The sequence below is a fragment of the Micromonospora sp. NPDC006766 genome, assembly GCF_040636055.1.
GTDB lineage: Bacteria > Actinomycetota > Actinomycetes > Mycobacteriales > Micromonosporaceae > Micromonospora.
Genome location: NZ_JBEYIX010000005.1, coordinates 81,956 through 97,454, shown reverse-complemented (window position 1 = coordinate 97,454; position 15,499 = coordinate 81,956). Strand labels below are relative to the sequence as shown.

The window sequence follows — 15,499 nt, the reverse complement described above, 5'->3', positions numbered from 1 at the left end:
GACCGCGACGACAGGGACTGCTGTCGGTTATCCGGCATCGACAACAGTCGTTAACATTCAGGATGCTACGCGCCGCCAGGGCGCCGGCTGGCCGTGCAGCCACCAGTGCAGCGCCCGGGTGATCCGGGGCAGCACCAGATAGGTCATCAACGGGGTCAGGCAGAGCGTCATCAGCAGCGTCCGGACCGCCAGCGGCACGTCGGCGATGAACCTCGCGGTGAGCAGGGTCGCGGTGAGGCTCAGCGGAAAGAACGCCAGCCAGATCGTCACGGCCTGCTTCCACCGGGGCGGCGTCGGACCGGCCGGCACAGTCTCCACCACGTGGTCCACCGGCGGGTCGAACCAGCCCTCGATGCCGGTACGACGCTCGACCCGGGTGTGCTCGACCATGCCCTGCGCCGAGGTCAGCCACCAGTGCCGCTGCGGCGACTCCTCCCAACGGCGCAACGTGTCGTCGTCGGTGAACCGGTACATCACGTGCCACTCAGGCGAACCCGCCGAGCTGCGCACGAACCCCGCACCCAGGAAGCCGGGGAAGGTCTCGGCCAGCGCCGTGCCAGCCCGCATCCAGGCCACCATCTCGTCGGTGCGCGCGGGATCGGCGCGTCGGGCGACGGCGACGGTCACCGGCGCCGCGTGCGTCATGGTCATGCCACCATCCTCCCTATCGCCGGCGGTGCGGCGCACCGACCTGTAACGCACCCCACCAGGCCGTCGCATTCGCCCGAGGCCGCTCCGGTGGCCGGGATCACCGTCCGTACCCGCCCCCTGCCCCGTCGGCGCCCGCCGTCGATGGTTCGGCAACCGCAGCCGGTTAGCCCCGCCCGTGCGGGGGTAGCCCGAAGGAATGACGCGATCACAGCCCCGTCGCGCCCGTGGCACGGTCGGCCACGCGTACAGCGCGCTCAACCTGCGGCTCGCGCTCGCCCTGTTCGGGTTGGTCACCATGACCGGCTTCGCGGTGGTCGCCTTCGCAGTGCACCTGGCCTGGCTGGGCGTCGTCTGCGCGATCCTCGCCGCGGTGGCCGTGGTCGACCTGGTCATCATCCAGCGCCGCCGCGCCGCCCGCCGTCGGGAGGAGCCGGGCGTGCGGCACTCACTGTTCGAGTGACAGGAGTACGACGACATGCCCATCGCCACCACCAATCCCGTCACCGGACAGGTGCTCAAGACGTACGACCCGATGTCGGACGAGCAGATCGACGTCGCCATCGAAGGGGCTGACCTGGCCTTCCGGCAGTTGCGCGGCACCACCGTGGCGCAGCGTGGCCGATGGCTCATCGCGGCGGCCGACCTGCTGGAGGCCGAGCGGGACGAGACCGCGCGGATGATGACCCTCGAGATGGGCAAGACGTACGCGGCGGCCAGGGCCGAGGTGACCAAGTGCGCGACGGCCTGCCGCTTCTACGCCGCCAAGGCGGAACGGATGCTCGCCGACGAGCCGGCCGACGCGGGCGCGGTCAAGGCGAAGAAGGCGTTCGTCCGGTACCAGCCGATCGGGCCGGTGCTCGCGGTGATGCCGTGGAACTTCCCGCTCTGGCAGGTCATGCGGTTCGCCGCGCCAGCCCTGATGGCCGGCAACACCGGCCTGCTCAAGCACGCCTCCAACGTGCCGCAGACCGCCCTCTACCTGGAAGACCTGTTCCGCCGGGCCGGCTTCCCCGAGGGCGCGTTCACCACGCTGCTGGTCGGCTCGGAGGCCGTCGACCGGATCCTGAGCGATCCGCGGGTCCGCGCGGCCACCCTCACCGGCAGCGAGCCCGCCGGCCGCTCGATCGCCCAGATCGCCGGCCGGGAACTCAAGAAGACCGTGCTGGAACTGGGCGGCAGCGACCCGTTCGTGGTGATGCCCTCGGCCGACCTGGACCGGGCCGCCGAGGTGGCCACCACCGCCCGCTGCCAGAACAACGGCCAGTCCTGCATCGCCGCCAAGCGGTTCATCATCCACACCGACGTCTTCGACGCGTTCGCCGGGAAGTTCGCCGCGCGGATGTCCGCGCTCACCGTCGGCGACCCGATGGACGGCGGCACCGACGTCGGCCCGCTGGCCAGCGAACGGGGCCGCGCCGAGGTGCACGCGCAGGTCCAGGACGCGGCGGACAACGGCGCGACGATCCTCTGCGGCGGGGAACTGCCCACCGGCGACGGGTGGTTCTATCCGCCGACCGTGGTCACCGACCTGCGACCCGGGATGCGGATGTGGGCCGAGGAGGTCTTCGGCCCCGTCGCCGGCCTCTACCGGGCGTCCTCCTATGAGGAGGCGATCGAGATCGCCAACGGCACCAGCTTCGGCCTCGGCTCGAACGCCTGGACCACCGACCCGGCCGAGCAGGAGCGCTTCGCCACCGACCTGGACGCCGGCAGCGTCTTCATCAACGGCATGACCACCTCCTTCCCGGAGCTGCCGTTCGGCGGCGTGAAAAATTCTGGCTACGGTCGCGAGCTGTCCGCCGTGGGCATGCGGGAGTTCTGCAACACCAAGACCGTCTGGGTCGGCGAGGGAGAGGCCGGTGCCGGCGCCGGCGCGCACGCCGAGTAGAGAGCTGTTAGTAGGGGGACCCTGCTCTACCTGAGGCGTTAACAGGGGGCCCCTCCTTCAAAGCCGGCGCTCGAGCACCTGGCCGGGCCACGGGTCGCGGCCGGGGCGCTGCACGGTGAACGGATCGGTCACCGTGAAGCCGCAGCCCTCGTAGAAGCGGACCAGGGCCCGGTCGTCGCCGCCGTAGCAGTCCACCCGCAGCAGGCCCAGGCCGCGGTCGCGGGCCAGCTCCTCCGCGTACCCCAGCAGCCGCGCCCCGATCCGGTGGCCGGCGTACGCCCGGTCGGTGACCAGCAGGTTGACGTACAGCTCCGGCTCCGTGGCCGGCGGCACGTAGTCGGTCGCCGCGCCGACCACCAGGGCGCCCACGGCGAGGTCCCCGAGCATTGCCAGGTACAGGCCGCCGCCGGTGGCCCACGCGTCGGCCTGCGCGATCCGGCGCGGGTCGGCCGAGGCGGGCTCGGTGCCCCACTGGCCGGTACGACCGCGCTCGGCCAGCCACGCGGTGGCCGTGTCGAGCAGCCGCAGCACGGTGGCGGCGTCCTCCGGCCCGCCCGGTCGGATGAGGGTCGACTGGTCCGTCATGCCGCCATGGTGCTACACCGCCGCGGCCGGGCGATCATCGGCCGTCACCGGTCGTTCGGCTGCCCGGTTCGCCAGGGCCCACCTCGTCAGCGCCGGGGCGATCAGGCCGACGCCCACGGAAAGCGCGCCGAGCGCCAGCCAACCCGGCACTCCGCCGCCGAGCACAGCAGGAGCGGGACCGCAGGGACGGTGGGCAGGCCGGCGGTGGCCGCGTAGAGCGGCGTGGCCGCCCCCAGCACCAGGCCGGCCCGCCGCAGCTTGCGGGCCGCCGGGGCGGCCGTCTCCGCGCCGCCACCGCGAGGACACCGGAACGAGCCGACCAGCAGGTACGCCGCCGCCACGACCGCCTGGCACACCTGCAGGATCGCGCGGAGTGTACGCGGGTCCCGACGATCGGCCAGCCCGCCGAGCGGAACGCTGGCGCTGAGCCCGACCAGGCCGGCGACGGTGAGCCCGGCGCCGACCGAGGCGGGGGAGAGCCCGACGTCGCGGGTCAGGTAGAGGGCGGCCTCGGCAAGCCAGAGCCCCGAGCCGACAGTGTTCGCCAGGGTGGCCAGGGAAAGAGTGCGCAGCTGCCCGGGAGGCGGGATCAGCCAGGCACCGCGCATCAGCGCGCGGTAGGCACGGCTGTGGAGACCTCGGTGAGCAGCTCGGCGACCCGCCCCAGTGCGAGGCGATGACGAGTTCCCGGTCTGGGTCGACCCAGAGCAGGTGCCGGCCGTGCCAGCTCCCGCCGGCCCGGTACAGCTCGCCGAGCAGGGCCAGGTCGGTGGCGGAGATCCACAGCCCGCCGCCCCAGTGCGCGCCGCCGCTGACCACCGGCACCGGGACGCTGTCGATCTCGACTACCGAGTCCGCGTACCCGTGCCAGGACCAGGACGACGAGGCGCCGAGCGGGTCGAGCAGCGCCTCGCGGAGCACCTCGCCGAGCGGCCGGCGGAACAGCAGGGTCAGCGCGAGGCAAAGCAGGTTGATCCGTACGTCGTTGTAGGCCCAGCCGGTGCCGGGCGGTCCCTCGCGCTCGAAGCCCTCGCGGCGGCTCTGCGCGTCCACCCCGGTCGGCTTGCCCCACAGCTCACCGGTCCAGCCGCTGGTCTGCTGGAACAGGTGCTCCCAGGTGATCCCCTCGACCCGCAACGCGGTGAGGAACGGGTGGTCGACCGTGGGTGAGCGCCGGCGCGGCCGGGTCGAGCAGCTCCCGGTCGAAGGCCACCCCGGCGAGGGTGGCGACCACCGCCTTGGTGCCGCTGAACAGCATCTCCGGGACGGCCGGGTCACCCCAGGTGGCCACGACCTCGCCGTGGTGACGGACCACGCCGCTCGCCCCGGTGCCGGTCAGCAGTGGGCCGATCACCTCGCGGTGTGACTCGTCGGCGACCTGCGCGTCCCAATACCGGGCGATGTCCTGGATGCCCTCGGTCACCCGCTCGGCCTGCCTGGCCACGGCGGCCCGCACCGCGTCAAGATCGATGACAGTCCCGTTGGCGCTCATGCCACCGACCCTAGGCAGGGCTGGTCAGCACGGTGGTCCCGCGCGACGCGACGCCGGTCACATCGGAGCGTCCGCGCCCCGCTTCACGCCGCTGCGGCGCGCTCCCACGGTGCCGGTACGCGGACCGACGCCATGCCAGCCGCCGTCGCGGCCCGGACCCCCAGGTCGGTGTCCTCGAAGACCAGGCAGTCCGCCGGGGCTACGCCGAGCCGGCGGGCAGCGAGCAGAAACGCCTCCGGGTCGGGCTTGGGCCGGGTGTAGTCCTCGGCGCAGACCAGCGTCTCGAACCGGTCGAGCAGACCCAGCGTGTCGAGCGAGACGGTGACCGACTCCCGGGTGCCGCCGGAGACCACCGCGAACGGGATCTGGCCGTGGAAGTTCTCGATGTGCGCCAGCACCTCCGGCACGGCGGTCACCTCGGGCAGCGACCGCTGGTAAAGCTCCTCCTGCCGCTGCACGACGAGGCCGATCGGCATGGACAGCCCGTGCCGTTCGTTGAGCGCGGCGACAATGTCGGCGATCGGCCGGCCGCCCCAGGCGTAGAACAACTCCTCGGGGAACTCGCAGCCCCACTCGTCCAGCGCCGAGCACCAGGCGGCGTAGTGCAGCGGCATCGAGTCGACGATGGTGCCGTCGCAGTCGAACAGGTACGCGCGGAAGTCGCCGGAGGGCAGGGGCAGGCTCATCGGTGCAGGCTATAGCCCCGGCTGAACTGCGGCGGCTGGGGTGGTGCCCGCTTCGCCTAGGTGGGACGCGCGCGGCCGGGGCGTGGTCCTCCGTACAGGTGCACCCGGTCGTCCCGGTCGCGTGCCCATTCGGCGTCGTGGAAGAGATCGGGTCGGGCCGGCGCGTGGGCGATGTGCACGGTCCACTGCTCGTACCACCAGCGGGCGGCGCACTGGCAGCCGGTGAATCGAAAGTTCGCCCGCCAGCGGCACAGCTGGCCCGGGGCGAGCGAGAACAGCCGGGTACCGATCCGCCGGACGGGGAACGAGGCGTCGCTCGGCAGCCGGTCGACCACCGTCGTGTCGTCACGCCACTCCACCCACAGCCCGGCGTCGCGGGCCGCCGCCGGGTCCTCCCGGAGCTGGTCCGCCGGTCGGTAGCCGGTGGCTTCGTCGAGTAGCACCTCGTGCACCGCGATGCCGTTGGTCGGCAGCGGCGGCAGTGTGTACGTCAGGGGGAGCCGGCCGCGGACGGTGGCCGCGGCGGCGTCACGGCTGGTCCAGCGGAGGCGAATGCGCTGGACGACCAGGCTGCTCATTCGTCTACCCTTCCGGCGAGCAGGCGTTCGGTGGCCAGGCAGGAGACGAGGCAGCGCTCCTTCGCGTTCCCGATCAGCCGGGCCGTCCAGCCGGTGAAACCGCCGTCGCCCACCTCCAGCGCGCCGTCGTGCAGAGTGAGCCGCAGCGCGCAGCCGACGTAGTAGCCGCGCCCGCGCTGCCGCTCCGGCTCGTCGAGCAGCGGTACCCCGTCGACGGCCAGGGCCGGCCGCACGGTGTCGGCCAGCCGCTCGCCGACCACCGGGTCGAGAACTGTGACGTGCAGCCGGGGCGCGGCCGACGGAGCCAGCTCGGCGAGGACCGTCCGCCACCAGGCCAGGTGCCGGGTCAGCAGCCGCGCCTCGGTACGCCCCGACCCCGCGTCCCGGGCACTGGACACCAGCGTGAAGAGCCGGAAGTGCGCGGACGCGCCGGGGCCGAAATCCTGCGCCCGGAGTACCCGGTGTACGGCTGCGAGGTGCGCCTCGCCGGTGTGCCCCTGCCGTTGCCGGCGCGCCGCCGACTCGACGGCGAGGGCGTTCGTCGGGTCGCTCACCACCTCGGTGCCGCGCATGGTGGTGACGATCCGGTTCTGGCGCGACCTCCAGCCGACTGAGCCGTCGCGGGTCCACCTCGGACGGCCGAACGAAGCGATCGTCCCGCCAGCGCCGCAGCACGTCCGTCGGGCGCACCACCCCGGCGCGGTCGCGGGCCACCGCCAGCAGCAGCGTCCGCAGGTCGGCGGCGGGCAGCCCGGCCAGTGCGGTCCTTGTCCCCGCCGGCAGCGCCGCCCACACCCGACGCTCCGCGCCGGACAGCTCGCCGGATTCCATGCCCGCCACCATCGCGTAAGCGCCACGCGGCGTCCACCGGATTCGGTACGGCACAGAAAGGGTTACCGTGGGTGATAGTCGTGCTCGGATGCCTGTGGTTACTCTTCGTGATGGCGGTGCGGCTGCCGCTGCGCCGGACTGCTGCCGCCCCAGTCGGCTGACCAGGGGAAAGTCGTGCAGTGGGTGTCGCGTGGACCCTCCATCGCCCGCCCTTTGCTTTGCGGCCATATAAGCAGCAGCAACCGTGCGTGGCTGTTGCGTGGGTGGCTGCAAAGCAAAGGGCGCGGGGCGAGGGGGGCGGGGCGGGCTTGCTGTCACGCAAAGTGAGTGTCATCGGTGGGCTGCGGTCGCCGCCGCGTGCCCGAGCCGCTCGGCGGCGGGTCAGTGGGCGCCGTCGAGGTTGAGGACGACCACGCCGGCGATGACCAGGGCGGCGCCCATCACCTTGGCGACGCTGAGCGGTTCACCCAGGAAGGCGGCGCCGATCGCCATGATCGCGGCGGTGCCGAGCCCGGACCAGATCGCGTACGCGACGCCGACCGGGATCTCCTTCACCGCCAGGGCGAGCAGCCCGAACGACGACACGTACGCGACTGCCAGCCCGAGCGTCGGCCAGAGCCGGGTGAAACCGTCGGTCGACTTGAGCAGGCTGGTGCCGATCACCTCCGCGGTGATCGCGCCCAGCAGAAACAGGTACGCCACGGCTCTCCTTCGCGACGGGACGCAGCACCCGGTCTGGCCGGCGATCTCGACCATCCCCAAAAGGCGACGAACCTATCCGCTGGCACCACAAGGACATTCAGAAACGACTGCGGAGGGCCTCATCCAGATCGCGGACAGCTCACCGACGCGCCCTCCACCGGCTGGTGCCACAGGGTAGCGGCTGAGTACGTCGACGACCGCTGGCGTGGTGCGCCGGCGAGCTTTCTCGATGTGATCAGCGCCGACCTCTCGATCATCGCCCGCCATGAGCTCGGCCGCTCTCGCCGCGTAGGCCGCTGCCCCCAGAATGTGCTTCACCTGATGAGCGTCGGCCAGGGGATGCAGGTACGCAGCGGATGCCGCGCACATCGCTGCTCGCGCCGCATTGGCTGCGGCCTCGGTGTCTGCCTGTCGGGCCGCCTTGTGCGCCGCCCACCCGGTGTCGCGCAGCGACTTCCCGCGTTCGCCACCTCGTGCGAACGTCCATGCGGCGTCGACCGCGTCGCGGGGCCGCGAGTCGGCCGGGTGTGCCCTCTCGAAGATCTCCAGGACTTCCTGCGCGCTCTCGGCGGCATAACTGGTGACCTCACGAAGGTCCTGCTTGCTCAGAACGATCCCGCTGGTGTCGTTCGCCACGGGTGCCGTTCTCACCTGGCGGCGGGGGCCCGGACGATCTCGACGAACGACTGCCAGGCGGTCGGGGTGAAGCGCAGCGTGCCACCGGTGCGGTCCTTGGAGTCGCGGACCAGGACCACGCCGGGGAGGTTGTCGGCGACCTCGACGCAGTCGCCGCCGTTGGAGCTGCTGCGGGTGCTGGTGCGCCAGTGGGCGCCGGTCAGGTCAGCCATGGTCGCGCCTTCAGGAGTTGGATCGTCTGGTCGCGCGGCAGCGCGATCGACCTCAAAGTGTCCCAGACCTGCCAGAGCGGAGCAACGTTCTTTGTCGTCCGCCCGGCGGCCTGATCATCGATGTAGGCCACGTCGTCGTCGTCGACGGTGGCGATGACGAACGGGCCGGCCTGCCCGGGGTGGAAGCCGGCCCGCAGCGGCAGTACGTGCAGCAGCACCCGGGGGCGCTGCGCCATGGCGACCAAGTGGTCGAGCTGCGGATGCAGGCCTTGGACACTGCCGCCCGGTGCCGGGGATGCGGCACCCGCCCCGGCGTCACCCAGCGGGCGGCGGTCTTCGGGTCCACCCCGACCCGTTCGGCGAGGGACTCCGCCGTGTGCTCGTATCGCGACGCGCGGCAGCCTTTCGGTCAGCGGAACCGCAGTCGTGGCCCCGATGCCGGCGGTGGGACCGCGGGCCGGCCGGCCAACGGCGTCCGGGCGGCCCTTCCAACGACAAGGAGGTCCGCCCGTGCTGTTTTCGCGGCAGGGTCGACCCCTCGAGGCGGCGCGGTGAGCCGGCCGGGGCGACCGCACGTACCCATGCGGCCGTTGTGGCGGTGTCGGGCGTGCGGCGCGGAGTGGCCGTGCCAACCCGCGCGGCTGGCGCTGCTGGTCGAGTATCGCGACGAGCGGACCGCGCTGCTGGTCTACCTCGGCACCCTCATGCAGGAGGCGGGGGACCAACTCGCCCAGATCGACGGCCACGTTCGCCCGCCCGGCCTGACCGACCGCTTCCTCACCTGGGCCCGCGCCCGCGGCCAGGACCCGCGCAACTTCCCGGAGTGATCGCCCTCGAACACGGAAGTAGTGGCCTCCACGCTGACGGGAGGCCACTACTTCCTGCCCTGTGCACGATCTTGCCCAGTGAGGGCTGGCCGAAGCGGCAAGTTCGGGGAAGATGCTGGGGCCGCGCCGGTGGTGGCGGCAACTTCCCCGAAGTTGCCGCCACCACCGCCCCTCAGGAGATCGTGCAGGACTTTCCGTTGAGGGTGATCAGGGTGGGGGTGGGGTTGGGGCCGCCGGAGGTCGAGCCGATCAGGCCGAAGGTGATCTCGGCCCCGGGGGCGATCCTGGCGTTCCACGACTCGTTCGTCGCGGTGACCGTGGCACCGGTCTGGCTGACCTGCGCCGACCAGTGGCTCTGCACCTTCTGGTCGCCGGCGAACGCCCACCGCACGCTCCAGCCGTTCAACGCCGACTTGCCGGTGTTGCGCACGGTGACCTGGGTGTTGAAGCCGTCCGGCCAGCTGCCGTGGGTGGTGTACGTGACGGCGCAGGTCGGGGCCGGCACCGCCGCCGCGTCACGCTGGTCGGCGAGGAACGATGCCAGCCACGCCAGCGCCGAGTTCCAGTTGATCGCCACCTCGTTGGTCGAGTACGAGTTGATGTCGTCGACGTAGCAGAACATCGGCTGGCAGCCGGCCAGCAGGCCGGCCGCGTACGGGTCCTGGAGGGCGGCGTTCGGGCCGCCGGCCAGGGAGCCGGCCGGCGGGTGCGGCAGGTCCGGGTTGAGCTGGTGGCCGAAGATCCGGGTGTGCTGGTTCTGCGCCGTGTGCGAGCCCCAGCCGGTCACGTACGAGATGTTCAGCGCGTTGCGGCCGAGCAGGTAGTCGGCGGACTGCACCGCCCCGTCCCGGTACTTCGCGTCGCGGGTCAGGTCGAACGCGGTGGCGAGCACGACCGCGTTGTTGATGATGTTGCTGTTGCCGCCCCATACGTACGCGTCGGCGCCGCCGGGCAGCGGCAGCCCGTACGCCTGGCCACGCAGGGTGGCCAGGTAGCGGTCGGCGGCGGTGGTCACCGAGGCGCGGATCCGGGCCAGCTCGGCGGACGGCAGCGCGTTCGGCACGGTGGCCAGGTCGAGCCGGCCCAGCATGGCGACGCTCTGCCAGCCGAAGGCGCCCCCGGCGTCGAAGACGTCGGCGGTGTGCAGCGGCGACGCGGTGAGGTCGTTCAGGTACGCCTTCTCCCCGGTGGTCAGCCACAGCTCGACGGCCGCCCAGTAGAACTCGTCGGTGACGTTGGTGTCGTCGTACGCCCCGCCGCCGTTGCCGTCGGCCGCGGACGCGTAGATCGTCGGGTGGGCCTTGGCCGCCGCGTACGCGGTCTTCGCGGCGGTGCCGCAGCGGGCCGCGAAGGCGGCGTCGTACGGGGCGAACAGCCGGGCGCACTGGGCGGCGACGGCGGCCAGGTTGAGGGTGGCCGCGGTGGACGGCGGGTGCAGCTCACGCGGCTCCGGGTCGGCCTGCGGGGCGAGCGGCAGCCCGGTCCAGTTCCGGTCGTGGATCTTGTGGTGGGCCATCCCGGCGAGGGGCTTGCCGGCCGGCACCTGCATCCGCAGCAGGAACTCCAGCTCCCAGCGGGCCTCGTCGAGGATGTCCGGGACGTGGTTGCCCCGCTCGGGCACGCGCAGCGTCGCGTCGCCCAGCGCCGCGCCGCCGGCCGCCGTCTCTGCGGTCTTGGTCCGCTCGAAGGCGCTCAGCAGCTGATGGGTGGCGATGCCGCCGTTGACCACGTACTTGCCGTGGTCGCCGGCGTCGTACCAGCCGCCGCGCACATCCAGAGAGTAGTCGCAGACGCCGGGCTGGCAGGGCACGCTGGTGTCGCCCCGGTTGGGGGCCACGCCGAGGTGCCCGGCCGGGCGGGCGTACTGGGCGCCGATCAGGTTGCCGTCGATCGCGATGCCGCTGCGCTGGGCGTAGAAGAACTGGAGCGAGTCGACGCGCAGCCGGTCGTAGAGGGTGCCGGAGATGTCGAAGGGGTGGCTGGTCTCGCCGTCGACGGCGAGGGTGTAGCCGGTGCCCGGGGTGCGGAACGACGAGAAGTCGACGGTCTGCACGTTCTGGCCGGACGCCGGGTCGACCCCGCGTGGGGTGGTCCGGCCGCTGGCCACCACGGTGCCGGCCGCGGACGTGAGCTGCCAGGTCAGCGGGTCGGTGGCGTCGGTGACCACGGTGGCGTTCTTCGGGCCCCCGGGCAGGTAGCCGACCTGGTTGACCCGTACCCGTGGCCCGGTGTCCGGCTCGTACGGCGGGGCCTGCTCGCCGCCGCGCAGCGAGACGTTGCCCAGGCAGATGGTCTGTGCCTGCGGGCTGCCGCCGACCTGGAAGATGAGCTGGGCGGCGGGGTCGTCGGCCGGGGCGGTGAACGTGGTGTCGACGTGCCGCGCGGTGGCGGTCGCGGTGGCGTTGACGCTGCCGTACGTGGTGTAGGGGTCGTGCCCGAGCTGGAGCACTGCCGTGATGGCCGTCCCGGGGGTGGCCGAGACGTCGAACGAGAGCTCGTATTCGGCGCCGGCGATCAGCGGCACCGCGTCCTGGCCGATGCCGGCGTCCCAGAGGTTGCCCAGGCCGCCGGGAACGGTGGTGCAGAGCCGGCCGTCGACGACCTTGAGGTCGCCGGTGCCGTAGGAGAACCAGGGGCTGGTGCCGGCGCTGAAATCGCCGTTGCGGATCTGTTCGGGGGCGTCGGGGGGTACTGCGGCGTGGGCGGTGCCGGCGGTGGCGCCGGTGAGGAGGAGGGCGGTGGCCGCGGCGAGCGCCGTGCGGCGACGTCGGTATGGGCTCACGGGAGGCTTCCTTCCGTGTGGCAGCGGTGGTGGCGGTGGCAAGAGCTGGGAGCGCTCCCAATTGGGGAGATGTTTCCAGCGCGCGCCCTCGCTGTCAATCGATCCGGAGTAATGAGATGCGGCGCGCCCGACAGTGAGATTCGCCGCGCCACGCGGCATGGTCCTGATCTCCTAGAGACAACTGCACCCTTCGCCTGGCAGGCTGCCACCCATGACCCTGAAGCTTCGTTCCGTGGGAGCGAGCGACCGTGGGCTGATCCGCAGTGGAAACCAGGACGCCCAGCACGACGGCACCTGGCTGGTCGCCGTCGCCGACGGCATGGGCGGCATGGCCGCCGGTGACCTGGCCAGCCGGATCGCCATCGACGCGGTCGCACCGCTGGACGTCGAGACCCCCGAGGACGCGTTGGTCGCCGCACTGCAGGGTGGCATCGAGTTGGCCACCGCGCGGATCCGGCAGGCCGTCGCGGAGGACCCGGAACGACAGGGCATGGGCACCACCCTGACCGCGCTGCTCTTCGCCCGTACCGGCAGCTGCCTGGCCCTGGCTCACGTCGGCGACTCCCGCGCCTACCTGTTCCGTCAGGGCGTGCTCAAGCAGGTCACCCGGGACGACACCTTCGTGCAGATGCTGGTCGACCAGGGTGTGATCAGCCCGGAGGAGGCGAGCAGCCACCCCCGGCGGGCGGTGGTGACCCAGGCGTTGCAGGGCGACGAGGTCTCCCCGGCGTACGCGACGATGGTGCCGCGGGCCGGTGACCGCTGGCTGCTGTGCAGCGACGGCCTCTCCAACGTGGTCCGCGCGGAGACCCTCGCCGAGGTGCTCGCCGAGCACGCCGACCGGCAGGCGTGCACGGCCCGGCTCATCGACCTGGCGCTGCGGGCCGGCGGCCCGGACAACGTGACCGTGGTGATCGCCGACGTGGTGGAGGAGTAGCCCGACGTCAGTGGCGGCGCCGCGCGGCGTGCCGGGTTGGCTCGGCGGTGGTCGGATCCTCCGGCCACGGGTGCCGCGGATAGCGCCCGCGCAGCTCTGCCCGCACCTGCGGGTAGCCCACCTGCCAGAACGAGGCTAGGTCGGCGGTGACCGCCACCGGCCGGCCGGCGGGGGAGAGCAGGTGCAGCAGCACCGGCACCCGGCCGTCGGCGATGCGCGGCGCGTCCCGCCAGCCGAAGGTCTCCTGGAGCTTGACCGCGAGCACCGGGGCGGCCGGGTCGGCGTAGTCCACCCGGATCCGGGAGCCGCTGGGCACGGCGAGCCGTTCCGGCGCCAGCTCGTCGAGCCGGGCCGCCTGCCGCCAGTCCAGCAGCCGGCGCAGCGTCGCCGCGACGTCGATCCGGCCCAGGTCGGCCCGGCGCCGGGCGCGGGCCAGCTCCGGGCCGAGCCAGTCGGGCGCGGCGGCGAGCAGCGCCGGGTCGGAGACGTCGGGCCAGGCGTCGCCGAGCGCGTGGCGGCAGAAGGCCAGCCGCCGGCGCAGCGCGATCGCCTCCGGGGTCCAGGTCAGCAGGCCCAGCCCGGCCTGGCGCAGCCCGGTCAGCACCGCCTCGGCGAGCAGCGCCGGGTCCGGCGCGGCGAGGGGTCGGTCGACCAGTTCGATCGCGCCGAGCCGGATCACCTCGCGGGCCACCACGTCCCCGCCGAGCCAGCCGACCTCGCGTTCGGTGCGCAGCAGCGGGCCGCCGGCCTCTCGCGCGGTCGCCTCGTCCACTGGTGCGGCGAGTCGGACCCGGGCGGTCGGCGCCCCGGGGGAGCGGTCGGCCACCGCGACCGCCAGCCACACCGACCCGGCCAGCCCCGACCCGGCGGCCAGCTCCGCGGCCGTCCCGCCCGCCATCAGATACCCCGACCCCCCGCCCCGCCGCACCCGCGCCAACCGCTCCGGATACGCCAACCCCACCACGATCCCCGCGGCAAGGTCATCGCTCAGCCCCGCCGGCTGCCCGCGATCTTGCACCTTGGGTCGGCGCTCTGCAGCTTCCGCACCGTTTGTCGCGGCAGTATCTGCAAGATCGCGGGGAGGAGGGGTGGGGGTGGGGAGGGTGGTGTGGAGGCGGCGGGTTTCGGTGCGCCAGCGGGCGGTGGCGGCGGGGTCGGTGTTGGTGCGCAGGCGGCGCCAAAGGGTGGGGAGGTCGTCGCCGGCACGGGTGAGGGTTTCCTCGGCCAGCAGGGCGACGACCTCGGCGGCCCGGTTGGCGCCGACCCGCTCCGCCCCGTCGATCAGCGCCCGCGCCAGCCGGGGATGCGCCCCGACTGCCGCGATGGCCCGCCCCCGGGCGGTGATCCGGCCGGCCGCGTCTACCGCGCCGAGCGTGGTCAGGGTCTCCCGGGCGACCGTGAGGGCGGCCGGCGGTGGCGGATCGGGCAGCGCCAGCCCGACGCCGTCCGGGTCGCCCCAGGCGGCCAGCTCCAGCGCGAACCCGGTGAGGTCGGCGGTGGCGATCTCGGGCTCGGGCTGCGGGGCGAGGTGGCTGTGGGCCGCTTCCGACCAGCATCGGTAGACCGCGCCGGGGGCCTCCCGGCCGGCCCGGCCGGCCCGCTGGGTCGCCGCCGCCCGGGACACCGGCACGGTGACCAGCGCGCCCAGCCCCCGGGCCAGGTCGGTACGGGGCACCCGGCTCAACCCGGCGTCCACCACCACGCGCACCCCCGGCACGGTCAGGCTGCTCTCCGCCACCGCGGTGGTCAGCACGACCCGCCGCTCGACCGTTGCCGGCCCCAGCTCGGTGCCCGACGCGGACGGTCGAGTCGAGCTGACGGGCGTGTCAGCCCCGACCGGTCGCAGCCGCAGCGCGGCGTCCTGCGCCGCGGCCGGCAGCCGGCCGTGCAGCGGCAGCACGGCGACGATGTCGCGCAGGTCGGCCAGGCGGGCGGCGACCGCTGCGATCTCGCCGGCCCCGGGCAGGAAGACCAGCAGGTCCCCGTCTCGTTCGCGCAGTGCCCGGCGGACCGTGGCGGCCACATGGTCGAGCAGCGCCGGGGCGATCCGTCCCGCGCCCGGCGCGGCGATCGGCCGGGGCGGCGGCGCCCAGACCCGGGCCACCGGGTGCAGGGCCGCCTCGGCCCGGACCACCGGCGCGGGCCGGTCGGGCCCGCCCAGCAGTGCGGCGAACCGGTCGGCCGGCGGGGTGGCGGACATCGCCAGCAGCCACAGGTCCGGCCGGAGCGTGGCCCGGGCCTCCACGGTGAAGGCCAGCGCCAGGTCCGCGTCGAGCTGCCGCTCGTGGCACTCGTCGAGCAGCACCGCGCCGACCCCGGGCAGCTCGGGGTCGTGTTGCAGCCGCCGCACCAGCAGGCCGGTGGTGACCACCTCGACGCGGGTGTCCGGCCCGACGCGGCGCTCGCCGCGAACGGCGTACCCGATCCGGCCGCCCACGCGCTCGCCGAGCAGGGCGGCCATCCGGTGGGCGGCGGCCCGGGCGGCCATCCGGCGGGGCTGGGCGACCACCACCCGCCCGGCGACCTCGTCAGCCACCGCCAGCGGCGCGAGGGTGGTCTTGCCGGTGCCGGGGGGCGCCACCAGGACCGCCGTGCCGGCCGCGCCCAGCGCCTCGGTCAGCGTCGGCAGAACCGCCCGGACCGGCAGGTCGAGGGCCACGTCGGAGAGCACAGTCCTAATCTCTCACCCGGC

General features: G+C 73.4%; 17 protein-coding genes and 1 pseudogene. 4 read left to right on the top strand and 14 right to left on the bottom strand.

The genetic code is table 11. The annotated features are described in order from the left end of the window. Positions 1-57 precede the first annotated feature (57 nt). Positions 58-651, bottom strand: coding sequence for an antibiotic biosynthesis monooxygenase (locus tag ABZ671_RS08790; RefSeq protein ID WP_357853532.1), 594 nt, complete (start codon positions 649-651; stop codon positions 58-60). 196 nt (positions 652-847) lie between these two features. Between ABZ671_RS08790 and ABZ671_RS08785 the strand changes: the two genes are divergently transcribed. Both ABZ671_RS08785 and ABZ671_RS08780 read left to right on the top strand, forming a co-directional pair. Further along, positions 848-1,111, top strand: a complete 264-nt coding sequence (locus ABZ671_RS08785; protein ID WP_357853529.1) for a DUF6343 family protein — start codon at positions 848-850, stop codon at positions 1,109-1,111. A gap of 15 nt (positions 1,112-1,126) precedes the next feature. Further along, positions 1,127-2,539: an NADP-dependent succinic semialdehyde dehydrogenase gene (locus ABZ671_RS08780; protein WP_357853526.1), complete on the top strand. Its 1,413-nt coding sequence runs from the start codon at positions 1,127-1,129 to the stop codon at positions 2,537-2,539. 57 nt (positions 2,540-2,596) lie between these two features. On the opposite strand, the gene ABZ671_RS08775 is transcribed toward ABZ671_RS08780, so the two are convergent. From ABZ671_RS08775 to ABZ671_RS08725, 11 genes and pseudogenes are all read right to left on the bottom strand, one after another. Beyond that, positions 2,597-3,124, bottom strand: a complete 528-nt coding sequence (locus ABZ671_RS08775; RefSeq protein ID WP_357853523.1) for a GNAT family N-acetyltransferase — start codon at positions 3,122-3,124, stop codon at positions 2,597-2,599. 101 nt (positions 3,125-3,225) lie between these two features. After that, the gene (locus ABZ671_RS08770; RefSeq protein WP_357853845.1) at positions 3,226-3,732 is read right to left on the bottom strand and encodes a hypothetical protein; all 507 of its coding nucleotides are present in this window, start codon (positions 3,730-3,732) and stop codon (positions 3,226-3,228) included. Between the two features lie 211 nt (positions 3,733-3,943). Beyond that, positions 3,944-4,261: pseudogene (locus ABZ671_RS08765) on the bottom strand (serine hydrolase); the annotation flags it as partial. After that, positions 4,200-4,616 carry a hypothetical protein gene (locus ABZ671_RS08760; protein ID WP_357853520.1) on the bottom strand — a complete coding sequence of 139 codons (417 nt, stop codon included), beginning with the start codon at positions 4,614-4,616 and terminating at the stop codon, positions 4,200-4,202. The pseudogene ABZ671_RS08765 and the gene ABZ671_RS08760, both read right to left, overlap by 62 nt. An 83-nt stretch (positions 4,617-4,699) precedes the next feature. Then, the gene (locus ABZ671_RS08755; RefSeq protein ID WP_357853517.1) at positions 4,700-5,302 is read right to left on the bottom strand and encodes an HAD family phosphatase; all 603 of its coding nucleotides are present in this window, start codon (positions 5,300-5,302) and stop codon (positions 4,700-4,702) included. A 56-nt stretch (positions 5,303-5,358) separates the two neighbouring features. After that, the gene (locus ABZ671_RS08750; protein WP_357853515.1) at positions 5,359-5,880 is read right to left on the bottom strand and encodes a hypothetical protein; all 522 of its coding nucleotides are present in this window, start codon (positions 5,878-5,880) and stop codon (positions 5,359-5,361) included. Next, a complete protein-coding gene (locus ABZ671_RS08745) occupies positions 5,877-6,452 on the bottom strand; it encodes a hypothetical protein (protein WP_357853513.1) in 576 nt (191 codons plus the stop codon). Before ABZ671_RS08745 ends, ABZ671_RS08750 begins: the two co-directional genes overlap by 4 nt. Before the next feature lie 640 nt (positions 6,453-7,092). After that, the gene (locus ABZ671_RS08740; RefSeq protein WP_357853510.1) at positions 7,093-7,413 is read right to left on the bottom strand and encodes a multidrug efflux SMR transporter; all 321 of its coding nucleotides are present in this window, start codon (positions 7,411-7,413) and stop codon (positions 7,093-7,095) included. Between the two features lie 72 nt (positions 7,414-7,485). Further along, positions 7,486-8,049: a putative immunity protein gene (locus ABZ671_RS08735; protein WP_357853507.1), complete on the bottom strand. Its 564-nt coding sequence runs from the start codon at positions 8,047-8,049 to the stop codon at positions 7,486-7,488. Positions 8,050-8,060: 11 nt separating this feature from the next. Continuing rightward, positions 8,061-8,252 carry a DUF397 domain-containing protein gene (locus ABZ671_RS08730; protein ID WP_357853827.1) on the bottom strand — a complete coding sequence of 64 codons (192 nt, stop codon included), beginning with the start codon at positions 8,250-8,252 and terminating at the stop codon, positions 8,061-8,063. Beyond that, positions 8,249-8,497, bottom strand: coding sequence for a Scr1 family TA system antitoxin-like transcriptional regulator (locus ABZ671_RS08725; protein WP_357853504.1), 249 nt, complete (start codon positions 8,495-8,497; stop codon positions 8,249-8,251). The genes ABZ671_RS08730 and ABZ671_RS08725 overlap by 4 nt, the downstream gene beginning before the upstream one ends. 315 nt (positions 8,498-8,812) lie before the next feature. On the opposite strand from ABZ671_RS08725, the gene ABZ671_RS08720 reads away from it, so the two are divergent. Further along, the gene (locus ABZ671_RS08720; RefSeq protein WP_357853501.1) at positions 8,813-9,088 is read left to right on the top strand and encodes a flavin reductase; all 276 of its coding nucleotides are present in this window, start codon (positions 8,813-8,815) and stop codon (positions 9,086-9,088) included. A gap of 172 nt (positions 9,089-9,260) precedes the next feature. On the opposite strand, the gene ABZ671_RS08715 is transcribed toward ABZ671_RS08720, so the two are convergent. Next, complete coding sequence (locus ABZ671_RS08715) at positions 9,261-11,870, bottom strand: glycoside hydrolase family 9 protein (protein ID WP_357853499.1); 2,610 nt, start codon at positions 11,868-11,870, stop codon at positions 9,261-9,263. Between the two features lie 211 nt (positions 11,871-12,081). On the opposite strand from ABZ671_RS08715, the gene ABZ671_RS08710 reads away from it, so the two are divergent. Further along, entirely contained in the window at positions 12,082-12,807 is a 726-nt protein-coding gene (locus tag ABZ671_RS08710) for a protein phosphatase 2C domain-containing protein (RefSeq protein ID WP_357853496.1), read from the top strand. 7 nt (positions 12,808-12,814) lie between these two features. Here ABZ671_RS08710 and hrpB read toward each other — a convergent pair whose 3' ends face one another. Further along, on the bottom strand, positions 12,815-15,478 hold the full coding sequence (hrpB, locus tag ABZ671_RS08705) for an ATP-dependent helicase HrpB (protein WP_357853493.1): 2,664 nt from the start codon (positions 15,476-15,478) through the stop codon (positions 12,815-12,817). Positions 15,479-15,499: the final 21 nt, after the last annotated feature.

Excerpts from the sequence above, each read along its gene's own strand:
- ABZ671_RS08790 (WP_357853532.1), bottom strand. The coding sequence starts at position 651 with ATGACCATGACGCACGCGGCGCCGGTGACCGTCGCCGTCGCCCGACGC.
- ABZ671_RS08785 (WP_357853529.1), top strand. The coding sequence starts at position 848 with ATGACGCGATCACAGCCCCGTCGCGCCCGTGGCACGGTCGGCCACGCG.
- ABZ671_RS08780 (WP_357853526.1), top strand. The coding sequence starts at position 1,127 with ATGCCCATCGCCACCACCAATCCCGTCACCGGACAGGTGCTCAAGACG.
- ABZ671_RS08775 (WP_357853523.1), bottom strand. The coding sequence starts at position 3,124 with ATGACGGACCAGTCGACCCTCATCCGACCGGGCGGGCCGGAGGACGCC.
- ABZ671_RS08770 (WP_357853845.1), bottom strand. The coding sequence starts at position 3,732 with ATGCGCGGTGCCTGGCTGATCCCGCCTCCCGGGCAGCTGCGCACTCTT.
- ABZ671_RS08760 (WP_357853520.1), bottom strand. The coding sequence starts at position 4,616 with ATGAGCGCCAACGGGACTGTCATCGATCTTGACGCGGTGCGGGCCGCC.
- ABZ671_RS08755 (WP_357853517.1), bottom strand. The coding sequence starts at position 5,302 with ATGAGCCTGCCCCTGCCCTCCGGCGACTTCCGCGCGTACCTGTTCGAC.
- ABZ671_RS08750 (WP_357853515.1), bottom strand. The coding sequence starts at position 5,880 with ATGAGCAGCCTGGTCGTCCAGCGCATTCGCCTCCGCTGGACCAGCCGT.
- ABZ671_RS08745 (WP_357853513.1), bottom strand. The coding sequence starts at position 6,452 with ATGCGCGGCACCGAGGTGGTGAGCGACCCGACGAACGCCCTCGCCGTC.
- ABZ671_RS08725 (WP_357853504.1), bottom strand. The coding sequence starts at position 8,497 with ATGGCGCAGCGCCCCCGGGTGCTGCTGCACGTACTGCCGCTGCGGGCC.
- ABZ671_RS08710 (WP_357853496.1), top strand. The coding sequence starts at position 12,082 with ATGACCCTGAAGCTTCGTTCCGTGGGAGCGAGCGACCGTGGGCTGATC.